Source organism: Bradyrhizobium sp. AZCC 1610, assembly GCF_036924515.1.
Lineage (GTDB): Bacteria > Pseudomonadota > Alphaproteobacteria > Rhizobiales > Xanthobacteraceae > Bradyrhizobium.
The window spans coordinates 2,569,890-2,590,037 of sequence record NZ_JAZHRR010000001.1; the positions used below are offsets into that span (position 1 = coordinate 2,569,890).

The following is a 20,148-nucleotide window of genomic DNA, read 5'->3' on the forward strand; positions in this document are numbered from 1 at the left end:
GAATGGAGAACCCGATGAATCCACTGTTCACCCCGGTCCGCATTGGCCGCTACATGCTTCCCAACCGGCTGGTCATGGCGCCCATGACCCGCAGCCGCGCCGCCTTCGACGGTACGCCGGGAGAGCTGGCTGCCGAATATTATGCCCAGCGCGCCGACGTCGGCCTGATCGTCACCGAAGGTACCCAGCCCTCGGATGACGGGCAGGGCTATCTCACCACCCCGGGTATCTACACTCCCGCACATGTCACCGGCTGGCGGAAGATCACCTTCGCCGTGCACGACGGGGGCGGTCACATTTTCATCCAGCTCATGCATGCCGGACGCATGTCGCATCCCGACAACACGCCGCATCACCGCCAGGGCGTCGCGCCGTCCGCGATCGCGCCGGGGACGGGCATGTTCACGGCGACCGGGATGCAGGACATTCCCACGCCGCGCGCGCTGACGACCGAAGAGGTGCGTCAGACCGTCGCCGGTTTCCGCCACGCGGCCCGCTCAGCGATCGAGGCCGGCGCCGACGGCGTCGAGATTCACGGCGCGAACGCCTACCTCGTCCAGCAGTTCTTCGCGCCGAGCGCCAATACGCGCACCGACGAATATGGCGGCTCCATCGAGAACCGCGCCCGCTTCGCCATCGAGGTCGCCACGGCGATCGCCGAGGAGATCGGCGCGGACCGCACCGCGATCCGCCTGTCCCCCGGCACGACGATATGGGGGATCGACGAAGGCGCCGAAGGGCCGGACCTCTACCGCTATCTCGTCGCCGAACTCGACAAGCTCGGGCTCGCGTATGTGCACGTCATGCACCAGGGCAACGAGCCGTTGCTGGCCGATATTCGCAAGCTTTGGCACCAATCGCTGATCCTGAACCGGCCGGGTCATCCGCGCGACCAGATCGGCGCCGACGTGGCTTCGGGGCTGGCCGATCTGGAAGCCTATGGCCAGATGGTCCTGGCCAATCCGGACTTCGTCGTGCGGTTGAAGGCCAATGCAGCGATGAACGAGGCAGACCACAACACCTTCTTCGGTGGCACCGCGCGAGGCTACATCGATTACCCCGCCCTGAGCGCCTAGGGTTCGCGGCCATTCCAGTCGTCGTTCCGCTCCAGCGGGCGGGCCCGCCTTGAATGGCCGCCGTTCTCATAAGGTTGCCGCGGATCGGCAGCTTTCATGGTCTCAGTTCTCGAAAGCGGTCAGTCCGCTGCCGGCCCAATTCAAATCTCCGACTTCAGGTCGGCGAACGCCTCTTTTAGATAAATGGCGATAGGTCTCTTCCCCTGGTCGCGGTTCCAGTTGTCGATCGCAAGACGAAGTGCTCCGATCGACATCATCGCGACAATGCGCAGTGCAGGCTGCCGCTTGGGCTGCGGCCACATCTGGCAGAGCGCGTCGAACACCGCTTGTTCCTTCTCTACATATTTTGCCTGGTGTCGTATGCGAAGCGACTCGTTCGCACACATCAGGCGTTCGATCACCCGGGTTTGCTTGTAATCGGCCTGAAAGCGGCTCATCAGCTCCAATAAGGCGTTCTTCGCGGCGTTGAGTGGCGACTGTTTGGTCGATTGCTCCAGCACGGCGGCTCGCAGGGTCTCGGTGAAACCGCCGTCCTGCCACGCCAGCAGAATCTCTTCCTTGGATTTGAAATAGTAGAAGAACGTCCGCCGCGAGATCCCCGCGGCCTCCGCGATCGCGTCGAGCGTGGTGGCCTCGTAGCCGCGGGTCAAAAACAGTTTCAGGCCTTGCTCGGCGATACGATGCAGCGTCTCGCGCCGCTTCCGCTCGCGTGGACGTTCCTCGTTGGGGGCCGAACTTTCCATGACCAATTCTGACACGAATTTGTGATCTTGCAAAATTACACTCAGTGTAATATAATATTACACCCAGTGCGAATTGTGTTCAAGGTGTGTTTATGAAGGGCAGGGTGGGCGGCGATACTCCCTCGCGGCGTGTTCAATCCACTCTCGCGGGCAGCCGGGGCGACGCAATCGTATCGGTCAACATGACGCGGCGGTGCCTCGGTGCCATGCTGCTCGCCGTTGCAGTCACGTCCGCGGTTCCTATAGATCCAGCGCGAGCGCAGTCCGCCGCGCCCTCTTTCATTGATTTCAACTGGATCGACTCCGCGCGTTCGCGGGCCGTTCCGGCGCGCCTGCATTGGCCCACGAGCATTGCGCCGGGGGCGCGTGTGCCGCTCATCGTGTTCTCCCATGGCATGGGCGGCTCCCGCCGGGGATACAGTTATCTGGGCCGCTATTGGGCTGCGCGCGGCATTGCCAGTCTGCATGTTCAGCATGCCGGCAGCGACTCGTCGCTCTGGGTAGGCAATCCTCTTACCGTCGTAGACCGTTTGCAGCGAGCGGCTCACGAGAGCGAAGCGCTTGCGCGGGCCTGGGATCTGCGCTTCGCCCTGGATCGCCTGCTGTCGAGCGGCGCCGGCGCCCAGATCGACCGTCGGCGTATCGTCGTGGCCGGCCATTCGTATGGCGCAAACACGGCTCTTCTTGCGGTCGGCGCGCGCGTGATGCGCGAAGGGCAGTGGGTCGAGGCCCGTGACCCGCGCTTTGCGGCGGCGATCGTGATCTCTGCGCCGCCGTTCTACGGCGAGTCCGATCTTGCTTCGGTGCTGAGCAAAATCACCGTTCCGAGCCTGCACGTGACTGCGACCAACGACGTCATCGAAATTCCCGGATACCACTCGCCCGCCGCCGACCGGCTAGCCGTCTTCGACGCCATTGCCACTCCGCGCAAGCTGCTCGCCGTGTTTGAAGGCGGCTCGCACAGCATCTTTACCGATCGCTCGTTCACAGGCGGTCCGGCTCTAAACCCGAAAGTGAAGGCTGCCACGGCGGAACTCACTCTGGCTTTCCTCGACCTGGCCTTCGACGGCAACGGGACGATGCTGACGCGCTGGAATGCGACTTGGCAGCCAATCCTGGCATCGTCGCCCGGCACCGCGCTTTCTCCTGTTCCGGTCGCGCGTTCCCGGCGCATTGTGCACGGATCGGCGGTTGGCCCGGTTGCCTCGCCATGAGATGGGTCCTGGTATAAGCCTGATGGCTGCTGGTTGCGCGACCGCACCGTTGGAACGCTCCGGGTCGTTAGCCTCCTACGACAATCTGACGCCGTCCGACGGGCTTCTGACGAAGTCGCAGGTTCGCGTCAGCAAGGCTGATGTTCTCGCCGCGAAGACCGCGCGGATCGAGCCAACCGCGAAGGAAGAACGGCGAAGGAGGCATCATGTCATCAGGAAAGACGATCAAGGACGTCATGCGCGAGCTTGCCGCGCTCGAAGATCCGACGATGCGGGAAGCCAACAGGCGCCGCGGCGACGACCATGGCGTGAACCTCACGCATCTGCGCGCTTTAGCCAAGCGTCTCAAGACGCAGCACGATCTCGCGCTAGAGCTGTGGGCCACAGGCGACACGGCCGGCCGCCTTCTTGCAACGTTGGTGTGCAGACCAAAGGCCTTCTCGGCGGCCGAGCTCGATGCGATGATCCGCGACATTCGCTCGCCCAAGCTCCTCGATTGGTTCATCGTGAACGTGGTGAAGCCTTCTCCCCATGCCGAGGAGCTTCGTCAGCGCTGGAAGGCCGGCGACGACCTCGTCGGTCGGGCGGGCTGGAGTCTGACAACCGAAAGGGTCGTCAAGAAGGCTGCAGGCCTCGACCTCGACGCGCTGCTCGACCAGATCGAGAAAGAGATGAAGCAGGCACCAGCTCAAAAACAGTGGGCCATGAATCATTGCCTCGCCGAGATCGGCATTCGTCACGCCGAACATCGCGCGCGCGCCATCAGGATCGGCGAGCAACTCGCGGTCCTGATCGACTATCCTGCATCGCCCGGCTGCACGCCGCCTTATGCGCCGGTCTGGATCGCTGAGATGGTTCGCCGCAGCGAGGACACGCAGCGCCTGCGACGTCGCTGATACTGATTGATGTCTGAGGGAGCTGCGCCTAGGTCTAAGGCCGGTCAACTCATCGCGCTATCGCGATACCTGACCTGGAAGCGGCTATTCGCGGCTCTGCGCCTCAACGTGGAAAAAGTTTGCAGGACGATGTCGGCCTCCGAAAACCCCGGTCTCGAATCAGAAGGTTGTATCTTGCATGAACCATTTGCACGCAACTGCGCAGTGTTCGACCTGAAGCATCAAGCAGATCTGCCATTCTGGTCGAGGGGCTGCGGCCCACTGCTCGTCGTGGCATGTTCGACGGAATGTTCGAAGGCTTCACCACATTTTCGGGTCGGGCGGCATGTCTGACGACTTGAACTGGCTTTCCGCCCGCGAGATGACGCGGCGCTTCGCCAAAGGCGAGTTGTCGCCGGTCGATGTGCTGGAAGCCACCCTGGCGCAGCTGCACACGGTCAATCCGGTTCTCAATGCCATCTGCTTGCTGGATGAAGCGCAGGGGCGGCGTCTGGCCGCCGAGTCGGCGGAACGTTGGCACAGCGGCGCGCCGCTCGGACCGTTCGACGGCTTGCCTGTCGCCATCAAGGACACGGCGCATGTCGCCGGCTGGCCGACGCGCATCGGCTCGCACGCGACGGCAGCGGCGCCGAGCACGGAGGATACGCCCGGTGTCGCCCGCCTGCGTGAGGCCGGCGCGGTGTTCTTCTGCAAGACGACTACTCCCGAATTCGGCTGGAAGGGCATCACGCACGGCCCGCTGACCGGCATCACGCGTAATCCCTGGGATATATCCCGCACGCCCGGCGGCTCCAGCGGCGGCTCGGCCGCATTGGTGGCGGCAGGCGTCGTACCCCTGGCCACCGGCGGCGACGGCGGCGGCTCCATCCGCATCCCGGCGGCGTTCAGCGGTGTGTTCGGATTGAAGCCGAGCTACGGCGTGGTGCCGAATTTTCTGGGCCCAATGGGCACGCTCGCGGTCTATGGCGGCCTGTCGCGCGATGTCGCTGACAGCGCCTTGATGTTGAACGTGCTCACGCGGCCGGACGCGCGTGATTCCTTCGCCATTCCCTATCGTGGCGTCGATTATCTCGATGGCCTCGACGGCGGGGTGGCGGGCATGCGGGCCGCGTGGTCGCCCGATCTCGGCTTTCCGGTCGCCGATCCTGCCGTCGTGGCCGGCATGCAGCCGGCCATCAACGCGCTGGTGAAGGCCGGTGCTGACGTGCAGAATGTTTCTCTCGATCTTTCCGGTGCGCAGCATACGCTGGAAGTGATCTGGGGCGCATCGCATGCCGCATTGGTGCGCGATTTCGATGGCGCGCAATTGGCGGCGCTCGATCCGGGCCTGCGGCGGCTAGTCATATCAGCCCAAAATATTTCCGCGATCCAATTGCAGGCGGCCTATGCCGAGATGCGCGCGCTGAGCCAGAAGATGCAGTTGTTTCATCAGGACTATGATCTGCTGCTGACGCCGACCGTTCCCATCACCGCGTTCGCGGCCGGCGTCGACACGCCCGACATCACGCGCTTCCCCCAATGGTTCGATTGGACGCCGCTGACATGGCCGTTCAACCTCACCCGCCAGCCTGCGGCCTCGGTGCCCTGCGGATTTGTCGAGGGTCTGCCGATCGGCTTGCAAATCGTGGGACCGATGTTCGGCGAGCAGAACATCCTCCGGGCGAGCCGCTGCGTCGAGCAGGCCTGCGCCACCGGTGCGCGGCCGAGCCTTGGAGCAGGCGGCCCTCCTCAAGAGGAAAAACAATAGCTATGATGCGTCTGGATAATCGAGTGGGAGGAGGGGCATAAGTCCAACGGGTCCGCGCGAAGCGTGGCCCGATGACAGGCTCCGGCGTAATCCACCGCATGCCCGTAATGGCGGACTACGCTTTCGCTAACTCGCCGTTCGAGCCGATCTCATTGCCATGCACGAACGATATTTGCGCCCGGCACACCATGCTCCGAAAACGACTACCGAAACTGCGGACAACGATGCACGTAATCCCAGGGAATATCATATACGCACGTGAAGCGGAGATCGTCTGACATCTTTGGTGGCGGAGCCTCTACCACCGGCTCCCGAACCTCATTCGGTAGACCATAGAAGACGCCTCCGGTCGCAGGGAAGAAGCCGCCTGTTGGCCGGTGATGGTGATGATGCGTCGATCGGGGGAAAGACGGGAAAGCCGGGCGCGCCGGAGCAACCCCCGCACCGCGTGCTCCCGGATCGGCAATTGCCTCGCTCGCGGCAAGGACAAGCGCGACTGCACCGAGGGACGCGATAAACGTCGTTCTATAGGTCATGGCACTCACCCATTCGTAGGTTACCGAGCAGCATTCCTAAGACGCTAAGCCGTGCCTTTTGTGCCCGCAAAGGCATAATTAATTATTAGTTAAGGCGTAATCTTAACGGAGGGCCGCATTCATCTCAACTGCGCGACATCTTCTCAAAGCGCCTGATCAGCCGCTCGCGCTTGAGGCGGGACAGCCGCTGGATCCAGAACAGGCCGTTGAGCTGATCGATCTCATGCTGGTGGCAGACCGCGCGCAGACCCTCCGATTCCTCGGTCTGCAGGTTGCCATGGACGTCCTGATAGCTGATCCGGACCCGCGCATGACGACTTACCTCGTCGTTGACACCGGGCATCGAGACGCTGCCTTCCCGATGCAGGATCATCTCGGGCGACGCCCAGATGATCTCCGGATTGACGTAGGTCCGCGCACCATCGACGGGGTCGAGGTCGAGCACCACGACCCGCAGCGGGATGCCGATGTGCGGGGCGGTAATCCCGATTCCCGGCGCGGCGTGCATGGTCTCGAGCAGGTCGCTGGCAAGGTCGCCCAGCGCGTCGTCAAACACAGTCACGGGTTGCGCCGGGAGCGCAAGCCGCGGGTCGGGATAACGGACGATGGGGCGGATGGTCATGATCCGGTTGGCACAGGGAAGCGGGATGTGTCTGACCAGAGCGGGATGATTTTTCTTCGAATCGTCATCCCGCTCTGTCTTTTCCGGATCATGCCCTAAGCCGGGAAGAACTGATAATCGATCAGGATCCGGCCGTCGTCGTCGATGATCAGAAACTCCAATCCTCTGGCCAGGACGGTGTCACCATTGGCGGGCAGCATCTCCCAATGGAACGTAACGACGTCGTGCAGACGGCGGGCGCCGGGCGCTGCGCGAAATCTGTTGCCGTTATCCCTGACATTCTTTTCGTGTGATCCTTGGATCCGCTTCTCCAACTCCTCATAGCCGCGGGCCTGCCGGCCTTCGACGAAGTGCTGGCCGTTTGGCACCCAAAGCGCTGATGTGGCGTCCCGCCTGCGCTTCTCGTCGGCTTCATTCCATACGGCAACGTATCGATCGGCTAGCGTCTGTGGGTCGAGCATCGCTTTTTCTCCAATTGGCGATCTGGTGTTCTGGGCGAGAGCAGGGATCGCAAGCACTGCGCTCATCAAAAGTGCGAGCAGGTAGTGATCAAGCCTGGGCATGTTCCACCTCGAAGTTTCGCTGGTCTCAAGTTCGAACCAAAGCCCCGCGTCAGCATTCGCTTGAACGTCAGCCGAAATCGATGACCCCACAGGTCAAAAAGCGCATGTTCCGCGCAGCCAACTTGACCTCTGAGGTCATTGAGAGCGGCCGTGTCGGACGCTAGATTCGCGCGATGAGTGCCTATCAGCTTCCTTTCGGCATCCTTCTCCGGCGTTGGCGCGAGCGGCGCCGCATGACGCAGGCCGACCTCGCACACGCAGCGGAGAGCTCGACCAGGCATCTGTCTTGTCTTGAGACCGGCAGGTCGCAACCCAGTCGTGAAATGATCATGCGACTTGCCGAGCACCTGGATCTTCCGCTTCGCGATCAGAACAAGCTGCTTCTCGCCGCGGGCTTCGCCCCCGCTTTCCAGGAGCGGGCGCTGGAGGAACTGGAGGCGGCAAAGAGCGCCATTGATAGTGTGCTGAGCGCTCACAGGCCGTATCCTGCGTTCGCGGTAGATCGGCACTGGAACGTGGTGCTATCGAATTCGGCGCTTCCGCAACTTTACGAAGGTTGTTCGGCGGAGCTCTTGCGCAAGCCTGTCAATGCCATGCGTCTCATCCTGCATCCGGCTGGAATGGGGCCGCGCATCTTGAATTTCGAAGAGTGGCGGGTGCATTCACTGAGCGTCCTTCGCCAGCAGATCGAGACGGGAGCCGATCCGGCGATTCAGCGGTTGCATGCAGAAATAGCGGCCTATCCCGTGCCGCCCAATTCCGAACCGCTCGGTGGCTTCGAGGCCAGGCAGCATCTGGCAACGCCACTGCGTATCGCGACGCGCCTGGGCACGGTGTCGTTCCTGAATACCGTGACTGTTTTCGGCACTCCCAATGACGTGACGCTGGCCGAGCTCGCGTTGGAAATGCTCTTCCCTGCCGATGCCAGGACAATTGAGATTGCGGGAAGCATGGTGCGGGAGCACGAGGTCCAGCTCAACAACGTGCCCAGCAGCAACGCTCAGTTGTTCGCGACTTAGCTGCAGGGTGGAATAGCGCAGCGTATTCCACCAATCGGTATCGCCGACACGACGCGCTTCGCTATCCGTCGTACGAGCTGGTTACCGCCCGTAAAGCCGCTCATCCCACCACACCGGCTCGGGCAGGGTGTGCGTGATGCCGTTGGCGTCGGAGTGAGCCGGGTTGATCAGAAAGTTGCGCTCCGGCCGCGCCGGCAGTGAGGGGACGATCAGGAGCGCCGAACGCTTCTCCTCGTACCATTGCTGGCCGAAAGTCTTGCAGATGGTTTCGTTTCGGGAATCCCAGCCCGTATGCGCGGCGGTCTGAAAGACTTCGTAAGAGACACCGTTTGGAATCGTGATCTCGATAAAGTGCTGATTGGCGGGCATCACCTGATTGGCGTGCACCAGCTTTTCCAGCAGCGCGGTGGAATAGTGCTCCGAGGTGTAGATGGTCGGGCTCGTATGCGTGTTCCAGCGTCCGGGATACAGGCGGGCGCCTTCGGCATCATAGATCGGGAACGCGCCGTCCGGATCCCCGATGCGATAGCATTTCAGGACCCGGTCGGTCTTCTGAAAGCTCATACGCCGCCGCTATACGCCGCCCGGCCCATCAGGTTGATCACCGCATCGGCGCCGGGGCCGGTCGCCAGCGCCACTTCGAGCGGGGCCTTGTCGTCGAGCATCGGGTGCGGCCGCTCGAGAAAAGCGCGGACCTTGGTTTCGTCACGGAAGACATCGATCCCAAAGGCGAACACCTTGGCGACGCGCGCGAGGCGGTCGCTTTCATCGATGGTCAAAAGCTGCTTGTGCTTGCGCCGGCGTTCGAGCGTCGGCTTTGGCACGACCTGATAGGTGAAGCGGCGGACATCGTTCGGGCTGACACGGCCCGCGAGTTTGTCCAGCGCCGAGACCGGCAGGCCCTTCTCGACGGAGTAGGCCAGCGTCAGCGTCGTCTCGGTGTTCTTTGGTTTGACGCCGAGCAGTTCGGCGGCGGTCGCAGCCTGGTAGCCCATGAAGCCCTCTGAAACTGAAATCCCTTGCATCAGTTGAGGCAAAGATATGCCTCAGATGAGGCAAAGTCAAGGGGCCCGTTGCCGTGCCCGTCGCGGGCCAGGGCCGCCGCAGCCTAGCGCTTTCCGGGCAGCAATTGGTCGAGCGTAATTTTCGAAAGCGCCTGCTCAAAGCGGGCTGCAGCTTCGGACAATGCGCGCGACAAAGCGCGGTTGGCGGAACGTTCGACGACGCATTTGGGATGATCGTCGCTGGTTGCGATCGTAAACGGCGATCCCGGCTCGAACGCCTTGTAGATATTCAGGAACGTGATCTCGTGAAGCGGCCGCTCGAGCTGCCATCCGCCTTTCGGCCCCCGCTCGGAAGATACATAGCCGCCTTCGCGGAGCGCACCCATGATTCGTCGGACGACGACCGGGTTGGTGTCGAGCATGGCAGCGATCGTCTCGGATGTTGCTGTGCCCTCGTTGAAGCTCATGTGAACCAGCACATGAGCCACGCGGGCGAGCCGGGTGTCCTTGCTCACGGCGGTACCTCGCTTGATGTCATCGCAGCCTAGACCGCTTCCCCCGTTATCGCAACAGACACAGTGACAAATTATTGACGCATTTTCCGAATATCGTACTAGTAACAGTTACGAGTAGCGACAGGAAATCAGCATGCACTTTGATGTCATCATTATTGGCGGCAGTTTCGCCGGCCTGTCGGCGGCGCTTCAACTGGGCCGGGCGCGTCGGACCGTGCTCGTCATCGATGCGGGGCAGCGGCGCAACCGCTTTGCATCGGCCTCTCATGGTTTTCTGGGCCGGGATGGCGTTGCGCCGGGCGAGATCATCGCCGAAGCAACGAGACAGTTGGCGCGCTATGTTACCGTCGCAACCCTGAAGGGATCCGCATCAAAGGCGGGGCGCACGGAGGAGGGGTTTTACGTCGAGACGCACAACGACATCTTCCGCGGCAAGCGGCTGATCCTTGCCGGTGGCGTCGCCGATATCCTGCCTGACATCCCGGGCCTCGCCGATCGCTGGGGCACCTCGATCTTCCACTGCCCCTATTGTCATGGTTACGAACTCGAACGAGGCCCGATCGGCGTTTTGGCCACCAGTGCGTTCTCCATGCATCATGCCATGATGCTGCCCGACTGGGGTCCAACCACGCTTCTGATCAACGACAGCTTTATCCCCGACGAAGCACAATTGTCAGCTCTGGCTATGCGGAGGGTCTCGGTGGAGGAGGGGCGCGTCCGGCAGATATTCGGTCAGCGCCCGACCGTTGAACTCGCAAATGGCCGCACGATTGAATTCGCCGGCATCTTCACGCTTGGCCGGACCATGGGAGGGCCGATTGCCGAACAGCTTGGCTGCGATTTGAAGGACGGACCGCTCGGAAAATTCATCGGGGTTGATGAGCAGCAGCAAACGTCAGTTCCCAAAGTATTTGCCTGTGGCGACGTCGCGCGCGCCGCCGGATCGATCGCGCTCGCGGTATCAGACGGAAGCATGGCGGGCGTGGCCGCCCATCGATCCCTCATCTTTTGATCTCGGCTCGAAGGGGGGATTAGCTCAACGGGCCCGCGCGAAGCGCGGCCCGATGGGCGTAATCCACCACATCCTCTCATCAAGTCGAGCTGTGTGGCGCGTTCAACCTGCAATTCGATATTGAGCAGGGCGCTACGCAGCCTATGCCAGTCGGCGCACTTCGATAGCTCGCGCCGTGGGGCCATTGCCTTTGATCTCGGTCGTCGTTCCGTCTGCAAACGCCACGGTCACGGGAGAGCGAGGGTCAAGATGGAGCGTGATCTGATCTGATCCATCGCCGAAGGAAATCGTGGCAGTGTTGCCGGAAACCGCGACCTGCATCTTGTCGGCCGTCAATCCCTCTCCCAGTCTGAGGGTGGTGTCGAGACCGGCATGAACCGTGTCCTTGCCGTCGCCGGCTGAGAACAAAACCGTGGAGCCGCGGTTGGCGAAGATCGTGTCATCTCCCGTGCCGCCAGACGCGAGAGAGTCGGTAAAGACCGTAAGTGTGTCGTTGCCGGAACCACCGTCGACGAAGCCGTTGCTCCATGCGGAGATCCGATCATCGCCCTCGCCACCGCTCACGCGGCTATTGGACCAGGCGCTGATTACATCGTTGCCGGCGCCGCCGTCGACCTGACTGTCGGACCACGCACTGATGGAATCGTTGCCGTTGCCGCCGAGGACCACAGTGTTGGACCAGGCTCGTATGGTGTCGTCGCCATCCCCGCCGTCCGCCGCACTGTCCGACCAGATATCGATCTGGTCGTTTCCAGCCCCGCCGTGGACGCCGGATCCAGACCAGGCCCGGATGGAGTCGTTGCCGGCGCCACTGTCCACCACGCTGTCCGACCAGACATCGACCGTATCGTTGCCGTTACCGCCATCAACAAGGCTTTTGCTCCACCCTGCAAGCCTGTCGTGGCCGTCCGTTCCGCTGACGGATGTCATTCCGAGCTCCTGAAGACGGAGCAGGAACGCCTGAACAACCGGGGAAAGACCAATGCTGCTTGTCGCCTTCTCCGCTGCACCCGGGTCAACTGCAGGCATGCCCGTAGCGGCCGTATTCTGCTCTGCGGTCGGACTGGGCCAGGAGAATCGAGGCGGTGACGGCGGTTGAAGTAGCGTCAGCGTCACATTCCAAGCGCTCAAGGTTCCGATCTGCATGACTGTTTACTCCCGTTCTGGATGTACAACCTCTGGTGTTGTTTCGTTCTTTTGCCCCAGAAGAATTAATGATGTGTCAAAGCAAAGCTGACATGTTGTGCGCGGGGTCAATCTGCCGCAGGCGAGGTGTGAGTGGTGACATTCCCAGGTTGCAGGTTGAGATACCGATGCCATCACCTTTGAAGGTGGATGGATCATGCCTCCCTGCAAGGAGTTCGTTTCGGTCGGGTCGGAAACTGCGAGGAGCCTCGCATTGCCGCTTCACCGTTCCCTCGCGAAAAAGTGAGGTGGCCTGCTCGCCGGCATGTCGGCTTCGGTCCATCCCGCTCGTCTTCCACCCAGAGAGATCTGAAGTGGAGACCAGGAATGGAAAATTCTCACTATCGCTGGGTGATCGTCGCGGCCGGTGGCCTGCTCGGCTGTGTCGCGATCGGAGGCATGTTTTCGCTGCCGGTGTTTTTGCAGCCGATCGCGCGGGACACCGGCTGGTCGGTCACCGGCATATCCAGCGCCATGACCATCGGCTTTCTCGCCATGGCCTTCACCAGCATGGTCTGGGGCACTTTGTCCGATCGGCTGGGGCCGCTGCCAGTGGTGCTGACAGGCTCAGTCGTGCTGGCGGTGAGCCTGGGGCTGGCCAGCCTTGCGACCTCGCTGGTCGTCTTTCAATTCGTCTTCGGGCTGATGGTGGGGGCCGCCACCGCTGCGATCTTCGCGCCGATGATGGCTTGCGTCACCGGCTGGTTCGATACCCATCGCAGCCTTGCCGTGTCGCTGGTCTCAGCCGGCATGGGAATGGCGCCGATGACGATGTCGCCGCTCGCCGCCTGGCTGGTCTCGAACCATGACTGGCGGACCTCGATGCAGATCGTGGCCCTCGTCGTCGCGGCGATCATGATCCCGGTCTCATTGCTGGTGCGCCGCGCGCCGGCGCTGGCTGCCGGGCCGTCGGCGCCATCAGACGATCCGGCGCAAGCGGACATGACGCTGGCGCAGGCGCTGCGCTCACCGCAATTCATCATCCTGCTGCTGACGAACTTCTTCTGCTGCGCCACGCATTCGGGACCGATCATCCACACCGTGAGCTACGCCATCAGTTGCGGCATCCCGATGATCGCGGCCGTGACCATCTACAGCATCGAGGGTCTCGCCGGGATGGGCGGCCGTATCGCCTTCGGCCTGCTCGGCGACCGCTTTGGCGCCAAGCGCGTGCTCGTGTTCGGCCTGCTGGCGCAGGCGTTCGGTGCGCTCGGTTATGTCTTCGTGCGCGAGCTCGCCGCGTTCTATGCAATCGCGGCGCTGTTCGGCTTCATCTATGCCGGCACCATGCCGCTCTACGCTGTTTTGGTGCGCGAAAACTTTCCGCTGCGGATGATGGGCACCGTGATCGGCGGCACCGCGATGGCCGGCAGCCTCGGCATGGCAACGGGTCCGCTCGCCGGCGGTTTGATCTACGATACGTTTGCCAGCTACGCCTGGCTCTATCTCGGCTCGTGGATCATGGGTCTCGGCGCGTTCCTGATCATCCTGACGTTCCGGCCGATGCCGGTGGCACGGGCGGTGCCGGTGCCGGCGTAACCTCTCCATCATTCTCCGGTGTGCAATTGCACATCGGAGAATGACGAGTGGGGACTTACTTCTCCACGTGCTGATGAACGAACGTCGCCAGCGGCTGGCCTTGCTCGACGATGTAGGTCGAGAGCATCCGTCCCGTCTCCGGACCGAGGTCGCGCGCATTGTGCGGGGTCCGCGGCGGGATGAGGAAACCGTCGCCGGCGCGCAGGATGACGGTGGGACGCCCCTCGACCTTCATCTCGACCTCGCCGGCGATGATGTAGCCGACCTCTTCGCCGGGATGAACGTGCCATCCGGACTCGACGCCTGCGGGAATCTCCGTCTCTACCTGCACGATCTCGCGGCCTGGGATCGATGACGGCGCGCGCTGGATAATGCGCCGGGTAAGCTTGCCGGCCAGATCGTCGCGTGGCCGATCGGATGCCGCTGAGGTTCGATCACCCGCGGTGCCCTGTGTCGTCTGAGCCGGTGCGGCTGAAAGCATTAGAGCCAGCGCGAGCGCGGTCACCGGAATAAGTGAGAAGCCCTTGGATAACGTACGCATTGCAAATCTCCATGATGGGTTGGCTGATGCATCGGCGGCGAAGTCACCAGGAACTGCCGCCGATGCCTGTCGTCACAAGCGCTGCTTATGCGGCCTGTTGCTGGCCGCTCTGTTCGCTGACGATGTAGTCGGCATACCAGTCCGGCCAGTTCTCATCGTGCTTGCCGCCGTTGCGCGTTTCGTATTCGCCATGGGCGGCGGCCGCCCGGCGGAACGCGGCGGCGAGATCGGCCGAGGAGGTGAACGAGGTGCCGTTACCGTCGATGCGACCGGGCAGTCGCGCGGTGACTTCCTGCAGCAGCCAGCCATTGCCGTCGGGATCGCTGAACGAGGCGTAGGAGCGATAGCTGCCGCGCGCCGGATCCGGGCCGCTCAGCCGTACCCGTCCAAACAGGTACGGCTCGTCTGTGCCAACGTGCACATCGCCGCCGGCGTGAAACGCTTCACTGATCGCGACGCCGCGGCCGAGCAGCTCCTTGCGGGCAGCTTCGATGTCCGAGACCACCAGGTACAGCCCCTGCGCGGAGCCGGGCGCGGCGGAGGTGACGTTCTTGCCGAAGATCACCGAGGCGTTGGAGCCGGGCGGGGTGAACTGGATCACGCGGTAGTCGTCCGGGCCGGCGAAATCGGCGTCGAGCCGCCAGCCAAGCTTGGCATAGAACTGCTTGGCGCGGTCGACGTCGGAAACGGGGATGACGACGATTTCAAGCTTCAGGTCGACCGCCGGCGCATTCGAGGTCTGGTTTGCAGATGTGGTGGTCATGGCTCTCTCCTCTGATTATATCGTGTGCGATATATTCGCGTGCGGCCTATAAATACCCACCGAGCTCGACTGTCAACCCTTCCGATTTAATCGTATGCGATATATATGGATACGAGACTTCACATGTTCGTGTCGGAAAGGACGACCTCATGAAACCGAATGACGGTCCCAAATCCGGTCAGGCGGCCGGTTACAGGGACAATTCCAGAGACAATTCAAAGGCCAGCCAGAATGCGGAGCCGCCGGGGGCCGACCGGCGGCTTGGCGATTTCCTGTGCTTTGCGATCTACTCGGCCAACCTCGCCTTCGGCCGGGCCTACAGGAAGGGCCTTGAGGATCTCGGCCTGACGTACCCGCAATGGATCGCGATCGTGGCCTTGTGGGAGCAGGACGGCCAGACGGTGAGCGAGCTTGGCGAAAAGATGTTCCTGGAATCCAACACGCTGACGCCGGTCCTGAAAAAGCTCGAGACCATGGGTTATCTGCGCCGCCAGCGCGATCCCGCGGACGAACGGCAGGTGCGCGTCAGCCTCACCGACGATGGCCGGCTGCTGCGCGAGAAGGGCATGCACATGAACCTCGTGGCCTCGACCGGATTGAAGCCGGACGAGTTCGCGCGGCTGCAGGAAAATGTTGTCACGCTGCGTGACAATCTGATCAAGGCGACGGCCGAGGAGGCGTGACGGTGCGCTCCATCGGCGCTTCGATGCGATCGGAGTCCGGCGGCGGCGCGTGAAGGGGAAGTTGCGATGAATGTTGCGTCACACGAGGGCTCGCTTCGCGGACGTATCGCCGTCGTGGCAGGCGCGACGCGCGGCGCCGGCCGCGGCATCGCCACAGCGCTCGGCGAGGCCGGCGCGACGGTGATCTGCACCGGCCGCAGCAGCACGCGCGCCGATGCTCCGACGCGATCCGACTATGACCGGCCCGAGACGATCGAGGAGACGGCCGAGCTTGTGACCGGGCTAGGCGGCAAGGGCATCGCCATCGCCGTCGACCATCTCGAACCGGCGCAGGTCGCGGCGTTGGCTGAACGTATCCGTGACGAGCACGGCCGCATCGACGTGCTCGTCAACGACATCTGGGGCGCCGAAGTGCTGAAGGGCGGGCCGCCGCAATGGAATACGCCGATCTGGAAGCTCGACCTGCAGAAGGGCTTGCGGATTCTGCGGCTCGGCATCGAGACGCACCTGGTGACGTCGCATTATCTGCTGCCGCTGCTGATCGCGCAGCCCGGTGGCCTTCTGGTGGAAGTCACCGACGGCACCGCCGACTACAACGCGCAGCATTACCGGATCTCGGTGTTCTATGACCTCGTCAAGCAGAGCGTGAACCGTCTGGCCTTCTCGCAAGGCCACGAACTTGGCCCCCACGGGGCGACGGCGGTTGCGATCACGCCGGGTTGGCTGCGCTCCGAGATGATGCTGGAGAATTTCGGCGTCACCGAAACCAACTGGCGCGAGGCGCTGACGGCGAGGGAAGGCGGCAAGCCTCAGGCGCCGCCGGATTTCGCGCTGTCGGAATCGCCGCGCTATGTCGGTCGCGCCGTAGCCGCGCTCGCCGCCGATTCCGACCGGTCGAGGTGGAATCAGAAATCGGTCAGCTCCGGCGAGCTCGCCCGCCACTACGGCTTTACGGATATTGATGGCTCGCGGCCCGACATCTGGCGCTACACGGCCGAGGTTCGGGAGGGCGGCAAAGTCGCCGACCTCGGCGATTACCGCTAGCGTTGTCATGCAATCGAGTGAGAATGAAAGCAGCCTGATGATGTCCGTTCACGACAGCCCTAGCCATCCCCTCGATTATCCGATCTGGACCGCGCTGACGACCACGCAGCAGGCGTTGGCCGAAGGCGATGCCCGCGCGCGGCGCTATCCGACGCAGATGACGCCATTCGCGGCCATGCCGGATATGTCTGCGGAAAATTTCGCAGCGCTCGGTGCGCTGATGTCGCCGCAAGACATCGCCGTGCTGTTCACACCGGAAGCCGTCAGTCCGCCCGCGGAATTCAAGATCGTGCTGGCGGATACCGGCGAGCAGATGATCGGTACGCCGGTTGAGATGCCGGCGAACGGTGTCGATATCGTCACCCTCGGCGCCGATGACGTTCCGGCTATGATGGAATTGACCGCGCTCACCAAGCCGGGCCCGTTCAGCGCGCGGACCCATGAACTCGGCACCTTTCTCGGCATCCGCGTCGACGGCCAGCTTGTCGCGATGATCGGCGAGCGGATGAAGCCCGCTCGCTACACCGAGATCACCGCCGTCTGCGTGCATCCATCCCATCGCGGCCGCGGCTACGGGCAGATACTGCTATCCGCCATCTCCCGCCAGATTGTATCGCGCGGGGAAGTTCCCTTCCTGCACGTCTTCACCAGCAATCACTCGGCCATCGCGCTCTACCGGCGGCAGGGGATGGAAATCCGTCGTCGCCTTCATGTGACGGTGTTGAAGAAACAGGACTGATCGTCCAGCGATGCACGCCTTGACCGACACCGTTCTTACGCGTTGCGTGTGCCACTCGGTCCGCGGTCCGGTCCGGGGTCCTGGCCGGCGGCTACCTTGGTCAGCCTGTCGAGATAATGCGTCCAACCCTTGGAATGGGCGTCGCGGGTTGCCTCGGTGGGGAGGCCGCTATGGGTCATGCGCAACAGCGTGCCGCCGTCCCGTTCGATCAGATCGATCTCGATCAGGCCCGATCCCGGCGGCACTTCCTCGTTGCCTTCCCAGCCAAAGCTGTAGGCGAGACGGTGAACCGGCACGACCTCGCGGAACGCGCCGCGTGCCGTGGAGCTGCCGACGCCTTTCAGGAGGTACATGCCGCCCGGATGCATCTCCGTCACTGCCTCGCTTCCCATCCATTGCACGATCTTCTCAGGGTCCGTCAGGAAGGCGAACACGCTGGCGCGGGGGGCGGCGATGTGGGTCTCGCGCTGGAGCACAAACGATTCAGTCATCGAAAGCCTCGTGGGTCGTTGGGCAGGACACGCTGATACAACCAGCGAGTGCCTAAGTTAAGCGCCGTGGGTGACAATGCAACATCGCTGCCGCATGATCGATCCATGCAACTGAGTTCGACGCTGACATGGTTGGTCGACGCAGCCAGCGCTTCGCCGGGCGCCGACCGGTTCCTCGCCGAACTCGGCACCCGCCTGATCGAGGACGGCGTGCCGCTCGCCGGCGGAGCGCTGACGCTCGCCGTGCCGCATCCGATCGTCGCCCGCCGGACCTGGCTATGGCGCGCCGAGAATGGGGCGGTGATCGAAGCCGTGGGGTTCGCTCCGGCGGGATTCGGAGCGGCGGGGAATTTGTCCGGCGACGCCGGCCGGAGCTGGTTGGCCGGGCTCGCAGGCGGAGCGGTGCATGAAGATAATGTGAGCCCGGGATCGGACGGGCCGATTCTTGGCTGGATCGGACTGCGGCCGTTCACGCAACCGGAGTCTGATCGCCTGCGCGATGCCGCCCGCTTCGCTGCAGCGCCGCTCGCCGCGCTTTCGGCGCGCGCGACCGTGACCGCTGCGCTCGAAGCCTATCTCGGCAAGCGGAGCGCGGCGCGCGTGCTGACGGGGCCGCTGCGGCGCGAGGTCGGTGAGACGATCCGGGCCGCGCTGCTGTTTGCCGACTTACGCGGCTTCACGGCACTGTCCGAGGCCGAGCCTCCCGCGGCGGTGATCGCCGCGCTCGGCGCCTGGTTCGATTGCATTGCCGGCGCTGTTCATGCCTTCGGCGGCGAGGTGTTGAAATTCATCGGCGACGGCGTGCTGGCGATCTTTCCGGTCACCGGCCCATCTCCCCGCGATGCCTGCGACGCTGCGCTCCGGGCCGTTGCTTCCGCGCAGGCCGGAATGGCGCATCTCGGCGACGCACGGAGAGAGCAGGGGCTGCCGCCGCTGTCGTTCGGCGTGGCATTGCATCTCGGTGAAGTTCTGTGGGGCAACGTCGGAGCGGCCGACCGGCTGGATTTCACGGCGATAGGTCCCGCGGTCAATCTGGTGAGCCGGCTGGAAGGGCTCTGTCGGCCGCTCGGCCGAACGGTGCTAATATCAAGCGCACTCGCCGCCGAATCCACCACAAAACTGATCCCGCTGGGAACGCACGCGCTGCGCGGCATTGCGGCTCCCTGCGCCGTGTACACCGTGCCGGACGGCTAGGCCCAAATCTCATCACGAAAACGTTAAACCGATTGGTTGACAATTAGCATCGCGCGACTATGTTAAACCACATGGTTGAACGTAGTGCCCATCTCGACGCCGTTTTTCACGCCCTCGCGGATCCAACGCGGCGGGCGATGCTTGGTCGTCTGGCGGAACGGGAACTGACGATCGGGGAACTGGCGACGCCGTTTCACATGAGCTTCGCCGGCGCCTCGAAACACGTGCGGGTGCTGGAGAGCGCTGGTCTCGTCAAACGCACGATCCGCGGTCGCTCCCATCTCTGCCGCCTCGAGGCGGCGCGGCTCGCGGAAGCCGATGCATGGCTGAAGCGTTACGAGCGTTTCTGGACCGCAAAGCTCGACAGGCTGGAAGCTCTGCTGCGCGAAGAGGACCGGGCGAAAGCAAGATCCAAATCAAAATCCAAATCAAAATCGGTGACGGAGTAGAGCGATGAATTCAACGACAAAGCCCGACGCGTACGGCAGCCTGCCCGAGCCCACGACGCTGAAAATCCAGCGGATGCTGCCCGGCCCGATCGAGCGCATCTGGGCCTATCTCACCGACAGCGAGTTGCGCCGCAAATGGATGGCGGCCGGCGATATGGGGACAAAGGTCGGCGCGCCCTTCGAACTCGTCTGGCGAAACGACGAATTGACGGATCCGCCCGGCAAGGCCCCGGCCGGCTTTGGCGGCGAGCATCGCATGCAGAGCCGGATTACCGAATTCGATCCACCCCGAAAATTGTCGATCACCTGGAACAGTACCGGTGACGTCACGTTCGAACTGGAGCCCAAAGGCAAGGGCGTGCTGCTCACGGTCACCCATCGGCGCTTCCCCGACCGCGCCACGCTGCTCAAGCATATGGCCGGTTGGCACATGCATCTCGATGTTCTGGTCGCCCGTGCGAGCGGAGAGGAGCCGGCGCCGTTCTGGGATGGCTGGAGCGGCCTCATGAAGGAATACGACGCGCGTCTGCCGGCCTGACGCTGCAAGTCGAAGCTCAAGTGACAAACGTCCCA

The 20,148-nt window shown here is 63.1% G+C and carries 23 protein-coding genes; 13 read left to right on the forward strand and 10 right to left on the reverse strand.

Annotated features, from left to right (window positions below; translation table 11 throughout):
• Positions 1 to 2: 2 nt before the first annotated feature.
• Positions 3 to 1,076 carry an alkene reductase gene (locus V1279_RS12200; RefSeq protein ID WP_334435848.1) on the forward strand — a complete coding sequence of 358 codons (1,074 nt, stop codon included), beginning with the start codon at positions 3 to 5 and terminating at the stop codon, positions 1,074 to 1,076.
• Positions 1,077 to 1,216: 140 nt separating this feature from the next.
• Here V1279_RS12200 and V1279_RS12205 read toward each other — a convergent pair whose 3' ends face one another.
• On the reverse strand, positions 1,217 to 1,819 hold the full coding sequence (locus V1279_RS12205; RefSeq protein WP_334435850.1) for a TetR/AcrR family transcriptional regulator: 603 nt from the start codon (positions 1,817 to 1,819) through the stop codon (positions 1,217 to 1,219).
• Between the two features lie 206 nt (positions 1,820 to 2,025).
• On the opposite strand from V1279_RS12205, the gene V1279_RS12210 reads away from it, so the two are divergent.
• The 3 genes from V1279_RS12210 to V1279_RS12220 all read left to right on the forward strand — a co-directional run bounded on the left by V1279_RS12210 (position 2,026) and on the right by V1279_RS12220 (position 5,676).
• Positions 2,026 to 3,033 carry an alpha/beta hydrolase family protein gene (locus V1279_RS12210; RefSeq protein ID WP_334435853.1) on the forward strand — a complete coding sequence of 336 codons (1,008 nt, stop codon included), beginning with the start codon at positions 2,026 to 2,028 and terminating at the stop codon, positions 3,031 to 3,033.
• A gap of 236 nt (positions 3,034 to 3,269) precedes the next feature.
• Positions 3,270 to 3,929 (forward strand): DNA alkylation repair protein, encoded by a 660-nt coding sequence (locus V1279_RS12215; RefSeq protein ID WP_334435856.1) that lies wholly within the window; start codon positions 3,270 to 3,272, stop codon positions 3,927 to 3,929.
• Between the two features lie 325 nt (positions 3,930 to 4,254).
• Positions 4,255 to 5,676: an amidase gene (locus tag V1279_RS12220; RefSeq protein WP_334435859.1), complete on the forward strand. Its 1,422-nt coding sequence runs from the start codon at positions 4,255 to 4,257 to the stop codon at positions 5,674 to 5,676.
• A gap of 660 nt (positions 5,677 to 6,336) precedes the next feature.
• Here the strand turns inward: V1279_RS12220 and V1279_RS12225 are convergent.
• The gene (locus tag V1279_RS12225) at positions 6,337 to 6,834 is read right to left on the reverse strand and encodes a peptide deformylase (protein ID WP_334435862.1); all 498 of its coding nucleotides are present in this window, start codon (positions 6,832 to 6,834) and stop codon (positions 6,337 to 6,339) included.
• A gap of 95 nt (positions 6,835 to 6,929) precedes the next feature.
• On the reverse strand, positions 6,930 to 7,397 hold the full coding sequence (locus V1279_RS12230) for a hypothetical protein (RefSeq protein WP_334435865.1): 468 nt from the start codon (positions 7,395 to 7,397) through the stop codon (positions 6,930 to 6,932).
• A gap of 173 nt (positions 7,398 to 7,570) precedes the next feature.
• Between V1279_RS12230 and V1279_RS12235 the strand changes: the two genes are divergently transcribed.
• Positions 7,571 to 8,416 (forward strand): helix-turn-helix domain-containing protein, encoded by an 846-nt coding sequence (locus V1279_RS12235; RefSeq protein WP_334435868.1) that lies wholly within the window; start codon positions 7,571 to 7,573, stop codon positions 8,414 to 8,416.
• A gap of 81 nt (positions 8,417 to 8,497) precedes the next feature.
• Here the strand turns inward: V1279_RS12235 and V1279_RS12240 are convergent, their stop codons facing one another.
• From V1279_RS12240 to V1279_RS12250, 3 genes are all read right to left on the reverse strand, one after another.
• Positions 8,498 to 8,980, reverse strand: a complete 483-nt coding sequence (locus V1279_RS12240; protein ID WP_334435871.1) for an RES family NAD+ phosphorylase — start codon at positions 8,978 to 8,980, stop codon at positions 8,498 to 8,500.
• Positions 8,977 to 9,411 (reverse strand): antitoxin Xre-like helix-turn-helix domain-containing protein, encoded by a 435-nt coding sequence (locus V1279_RS12245; RefSeq protein ID WP_334435875.1) that lies wholly within the window; start codon positions 9,409 to 9,411, stop codon positions 8,977 to 8,979. The genes V1279_RS12240 and V1279_RS12245 overlap by 4 nt, the downstream gene beginning before the upstream one ends.
• Positions 9,412 to 9,524: 113 nt before the next feature.
• Positions 9,525 to 9,935: an Rrf2 family transcriptional regulator gene (locus V1279_RS12250; RefSeq protein WP_334435878.1), complete on the reverse strand. Its 411-nt coding sequence runs from the start codon at positions 9,933 to 9,935 to the stop codon at positions 9,525 to 9,527.
• A 133-nt stretch (positions 9,936 to 10,068) separates the two neighbouring features.
• On the opposite strand from V1279_RS12250, the gene V1279_RS12255 reads away from it, so the two are divergent.
• The gene (locus V1279_RS12255) at positions 10,069 to 10,947 is read left to right on the forward strand and encodes an NAD(P)/FAD-dependent oxidoreductase (protein ID WP_334435881.1); all 879 of its coding nucleotides are present in this window, start codon (positions 10,069 to 10,071) and stop codon (positions 10,945 to 10,947) included.
• Positions 10,948 to 11,088: 141 nt separating this feature from the next.
• On the opposite strand, the gene V1279_RS12260 is transcribed toward V1279_RS12255, so the two are convergent.
• Positions 11,089 to 12,093 (reverse strand): calcium-binding protein, encoded by a 1,005-nt coding sequence (locus tag V1279_RS12260; protein ID WP_334435883.1) that lies wholly within the window; start codon positions 12,091 to 12,093, stop codon positions 11,089 to 11,091.
• 366 nt (positions 12,094 to 12,459) lie between these two features.
• Here V1279_RS12260 and V1279_RS12265 point away from each other — a divergent pair, with 366 nt between their 5' ends.
• Positions 12,460 to 13,671: an MFS transporter gene (locus V1279_RS12265; protein WP_334435885.1), complete on the forward strand. Its 1,212-nt coding sequence runs from the start codon at positions 12,460 to 12,462 to the stop codon at positions 13,669 to 13,671.
• A 55-nt stretch (positions 13,672 to 13,726) separates the two neighbouring features.
• Here the strand turns inward: V1279_RS12265 and V1279_RS12270 are convergent, their stop codons facing one another.
• Together V1279_RS12270 and V1279_RS12275 are read right to left on the reverse strand one after the other, a co-directional pair.
• Complete coding sequence (locus V1279_RS12270; RefSeq protein WP_334435887.1) at positions 13,727 to 14,212, reverse strand: cupin domain-containing protein; 486 nt, start codon at positions 14,210 to 14,212, stop codon at positions 13,727 to 13,729.
• Positions 14,213 to 14,297: 85 nt separating this feature from the next.
• The gene (locus V1279_RS12275; protein WP_334435889.1) at positions 14,298 to 14,975 is read right to left on the reverse strand and encodes a VOC family protein; all 678 of its coding nucleotides are present in this window, start codon (positions 14,973 to 14,975) and stop codon (positions 14,298 to 14,300) included.
• A gap of 149 nt (positions 14,976 to 15,124) precedes the next feature.
• On the opposite strand from V1279_RS12275, the gene V1279_RS12280 reads away from it, so the two are divergent.
• From V1279_RS12280 to V1279_RS12290, 3 genes are all read left to right on the forward strand, one after another.
• Entirely contained in the window at positions 15,125 to 15,658 is a 534-nt protein-coding gene (locus tag V1279_RS12280) for a MarR family winged helix-turn-helix transcriptional regulator (protein ID WP_334435892.1), read from the forward strand.
• A gap of 66 nt (positions 15,659 to 15,724) precedes the next feature.
• Positions 15,725 to 16,702: an SDR family oxidoreductase gene (locus V1279_RS12285; protein ID WP_334435895.1), complete on the forward strand. Its 978-nt coding sequence runs from the start codon at positions 15,725 to 15,727 to the stop codon at positions 16,700 to 16,702.
• A gap of 40 nt (positions 16,703 to 16,742) precedes the next feature.
• Positions 16,743 to 17,441 carry a GNAT family N-acetyltransferase gene (locus tag V1279_RS12290; protein ID WP_334435898.1) on the forward strand — a complete coding sequence of 233 codons (699 nt, stop codon included), beginning with the start codon at positions 16,743 to 16,745 and terminating at the stop codon, positions 17,439 to 17,441.
• A 35-nt stretch (positions 17,442 to 17,476) separates the two neighbouring features.
• On the opposite strand, the gene V1279_RS12295 is transcribed toward V1279_RS12290, so the two are convergent.
• Positions 17,477 to 17,932: an SRPBCC family protein gene (locus V1279_RS12295; RefSeq protein ID WP_334435900.1), complete on the reverse strand. Its 456-nt coding sequence runs from the start codon at positions 17,930 to 17,932 to the stop codon at positions 17,477 to 17,479.
• 105 nt (positions 17,933 to 18,037) lie between these two features.
• Between V1279_RS12295 and V1279_RS12300 the strand changes: the two genes are divergently transcribed.
• The 3 genes from V1279_RS12300 to V1279_RS12310 all read left to right on the forward strand — a co-directional run bounded on the left by V1279_RS12300 (position 18,038) and on the right by V1279_RS12310 (position 20,113).
• Positions 18,038 to 19,126 (forward strand): adenylate/guanylate cyclase domain-containing protein, encoded by a 1,089-nt coding sequence (locus V1279_RS12300; protein WP_334435902.1) that lies wholly within the window; start codon positions 18,038 to 18,040, stop codon positions 19,124 to 19,126.
• 71 nt (positions 19,127 to 19,197) lie between these two features.
• Entirely contained in the window at positions 19,198 to 19,575 is a 378-nt protein-coding gene (locus tag V1279_RS12305; protein WP_334435905.1) for an ArsR/SmtB family transcription factor, read from the forward strand.
• A gap of 4 nt (positions 19,576 to 19,579) precedes the next feature.
• Positions 19,580 to 20,113: an SRPBCC family protein gene (locus V1279_RS12310; RefSeq protein ID WP_334435908.1), complete on the forward strand. Its 534-nt coding sequence runs from the start codon at positions 19,580 to 19,582 to the stop codon at positions 20,111 to 20,113.
• Positions 20,114 to 20,148: the final 35 nt, after the last annotated feature.

Excerpts from the sequence above, each read along its gene's own strand:
- V1279_RS12215 (WP_334435856.1), top strand. The coding sequence starts at position 3,270 with ATGCGCGAGCTTGCCGCGCTCGAAGATCCGACGATGCGGGAAGCCAAC.
- V1279_RS12235 (WP_334435868.1), top strand. The coding sequence starts at position 7,571 with ATGAGTGCCTATCAGCTTCCTTTCGGCATCCTTCTCCGGCGTTGGCGC.
- V1279_RS12310 (WP_334435908.1), top strand. The coding sequence starts at position 19,580 with ATGAATTCAACGACAAAGCCCGACGCGTACGGCAGCCTGCCCGAGCCC.
- V1279_RS12270 (WP_334435887.1), bottom strand. The coding sequence starts at position 14,212 with ATGCGTACGTTATCCAAGGGCTTCTCACTTATTCCGGTGACCGCGCTC.
- V1279_RS12305 (WP_334435905.1), top strand. The coding sequence starts at position 19,198 with ATGGTTGAACGTAGTGCCCATCTCGACGCCGTTTTTCACGCCCTCGCG.
- V1279_RS12285 (WP_334435895.1), top strand. The coding sequence starts at position 15,725 with ATGAATGTTGCGTCACACGAGGGCTCGCTTCGCGGACGTATCGCCGTC.
- V1279_RS12230 (WP_334435865.1), bottom strand. The coding sequence starts at position 7,397 with ATGCCCAGGCTTGATCACTACCTGCTCGCACTTTTGATGAGCGCAGTG.
- V1279_RS12265 (WP_334435885.1), top strand. The coding sequence starts at position 12,460 with ATGGAAAATTCTCACTATCGCTGGGTGATCGTCGCGGCCGGTGGCCTG.
- V1279_RS12275 (WP_334435889.1), bottom strand. The coding sequence starts at position 14,975 with ATGACCACCACATCTGCAAACCAGACCTCGAATGCGCCGGCGGTCGAC.
- V1279_RS12225 (WP_334435862.1), bottom strand. The coding sequence starts at position 6,834 with ATGACCATCCGCCCCATCGTCCGTTATCCCGACCCGCGGCTTGCGCTC.
- V1279_RS12260 (WP_334435883.1), bottom strand. The coding sequence starts at position 12,093 with ATGCAGATCGGAACCTTGAGCGCTTGGAATGTGACGCTGACGCTACTT.
- V1279_RS12220 (WP_334435859.1), top strand. The coding sequence starts at position 4,255 with ATGTCTGACGACTTGAACTGGCTTTCCGCCCGCGAGATGACGCGGCGC.
- V1279_RS12210 (WP_334435853.1), top strand. The coding sequence starts at position 2,026 with ATGCTGCTCGCCGTTGCAGTCACGTCCGCGGTTCCTATAGATCCAGCG.
- V1279_RS12300 (WP_334435902.1), top strand. The coding sequence starts at position 18,038 with ATGCAACTGAGTTCGACGCTGACATGGTTGGTCGACGCAGCCAGCGCT.
- V1279_RS12280 (WP_334435892.1), top strand. The coding sequence starts at position 15,125 with ATGAAACCGAATGACGGTCCCAAATCCGGTCAGGCGGCCGGTTACAGG.
- V1279_RS12255 (WP_334435881.1), top strand. The coding sequence starts at position 10,069 with ATGCACTTTGATGTCATCATTATTGGCGGCAGTTTCGCCGGCCTGTCG.
- V1279_RS12295 (WP_334435900.1), bottom strand. The coding sequence starts at position 17,932 with ATGACTGAATCGTTTGTGCTCCAGCGCGAGACCCACATCGCCGCCCCC.
- V1279_RS12200 (WP_334435848.1), top strand. The coding sequence starts at position 3 with ATGGAGAACCCGATGAATCCACTGTTCACCCCGGTCCGCATTGGCCGC.
- V1279_RS12290 (WP_334435898.1), top strand. The coding sequence starts at position 16,743 with ATGTCCGTTCACGACAGCCCTAGCCATCCCCTCGATTATCCGATCTGG.
- V1279_RS12205 (WP_334435850.1), bottom strand. The coding sequence starts at position 1,819 with ATGGAAAGTTCGGCCCCCAACGAGGAACGTCCACGCGAGCGGAAGCGG.
- V1279_RS12240 (WP_334435871.1), bottom strand. The coding sequence starts at position 8,980 with ATGAGCTTTCAGAAGACCGACCGGGTCCTGAAATGCTATCGCATCGGG.
- V1279_RS12245 (WP_334435875.1), bottom strand. The coding sequence starts at position 9,411 with ATGGGCTACCAGGCTGCGACCGCCGCCGAACTGCTCGGCGTCAAACCA.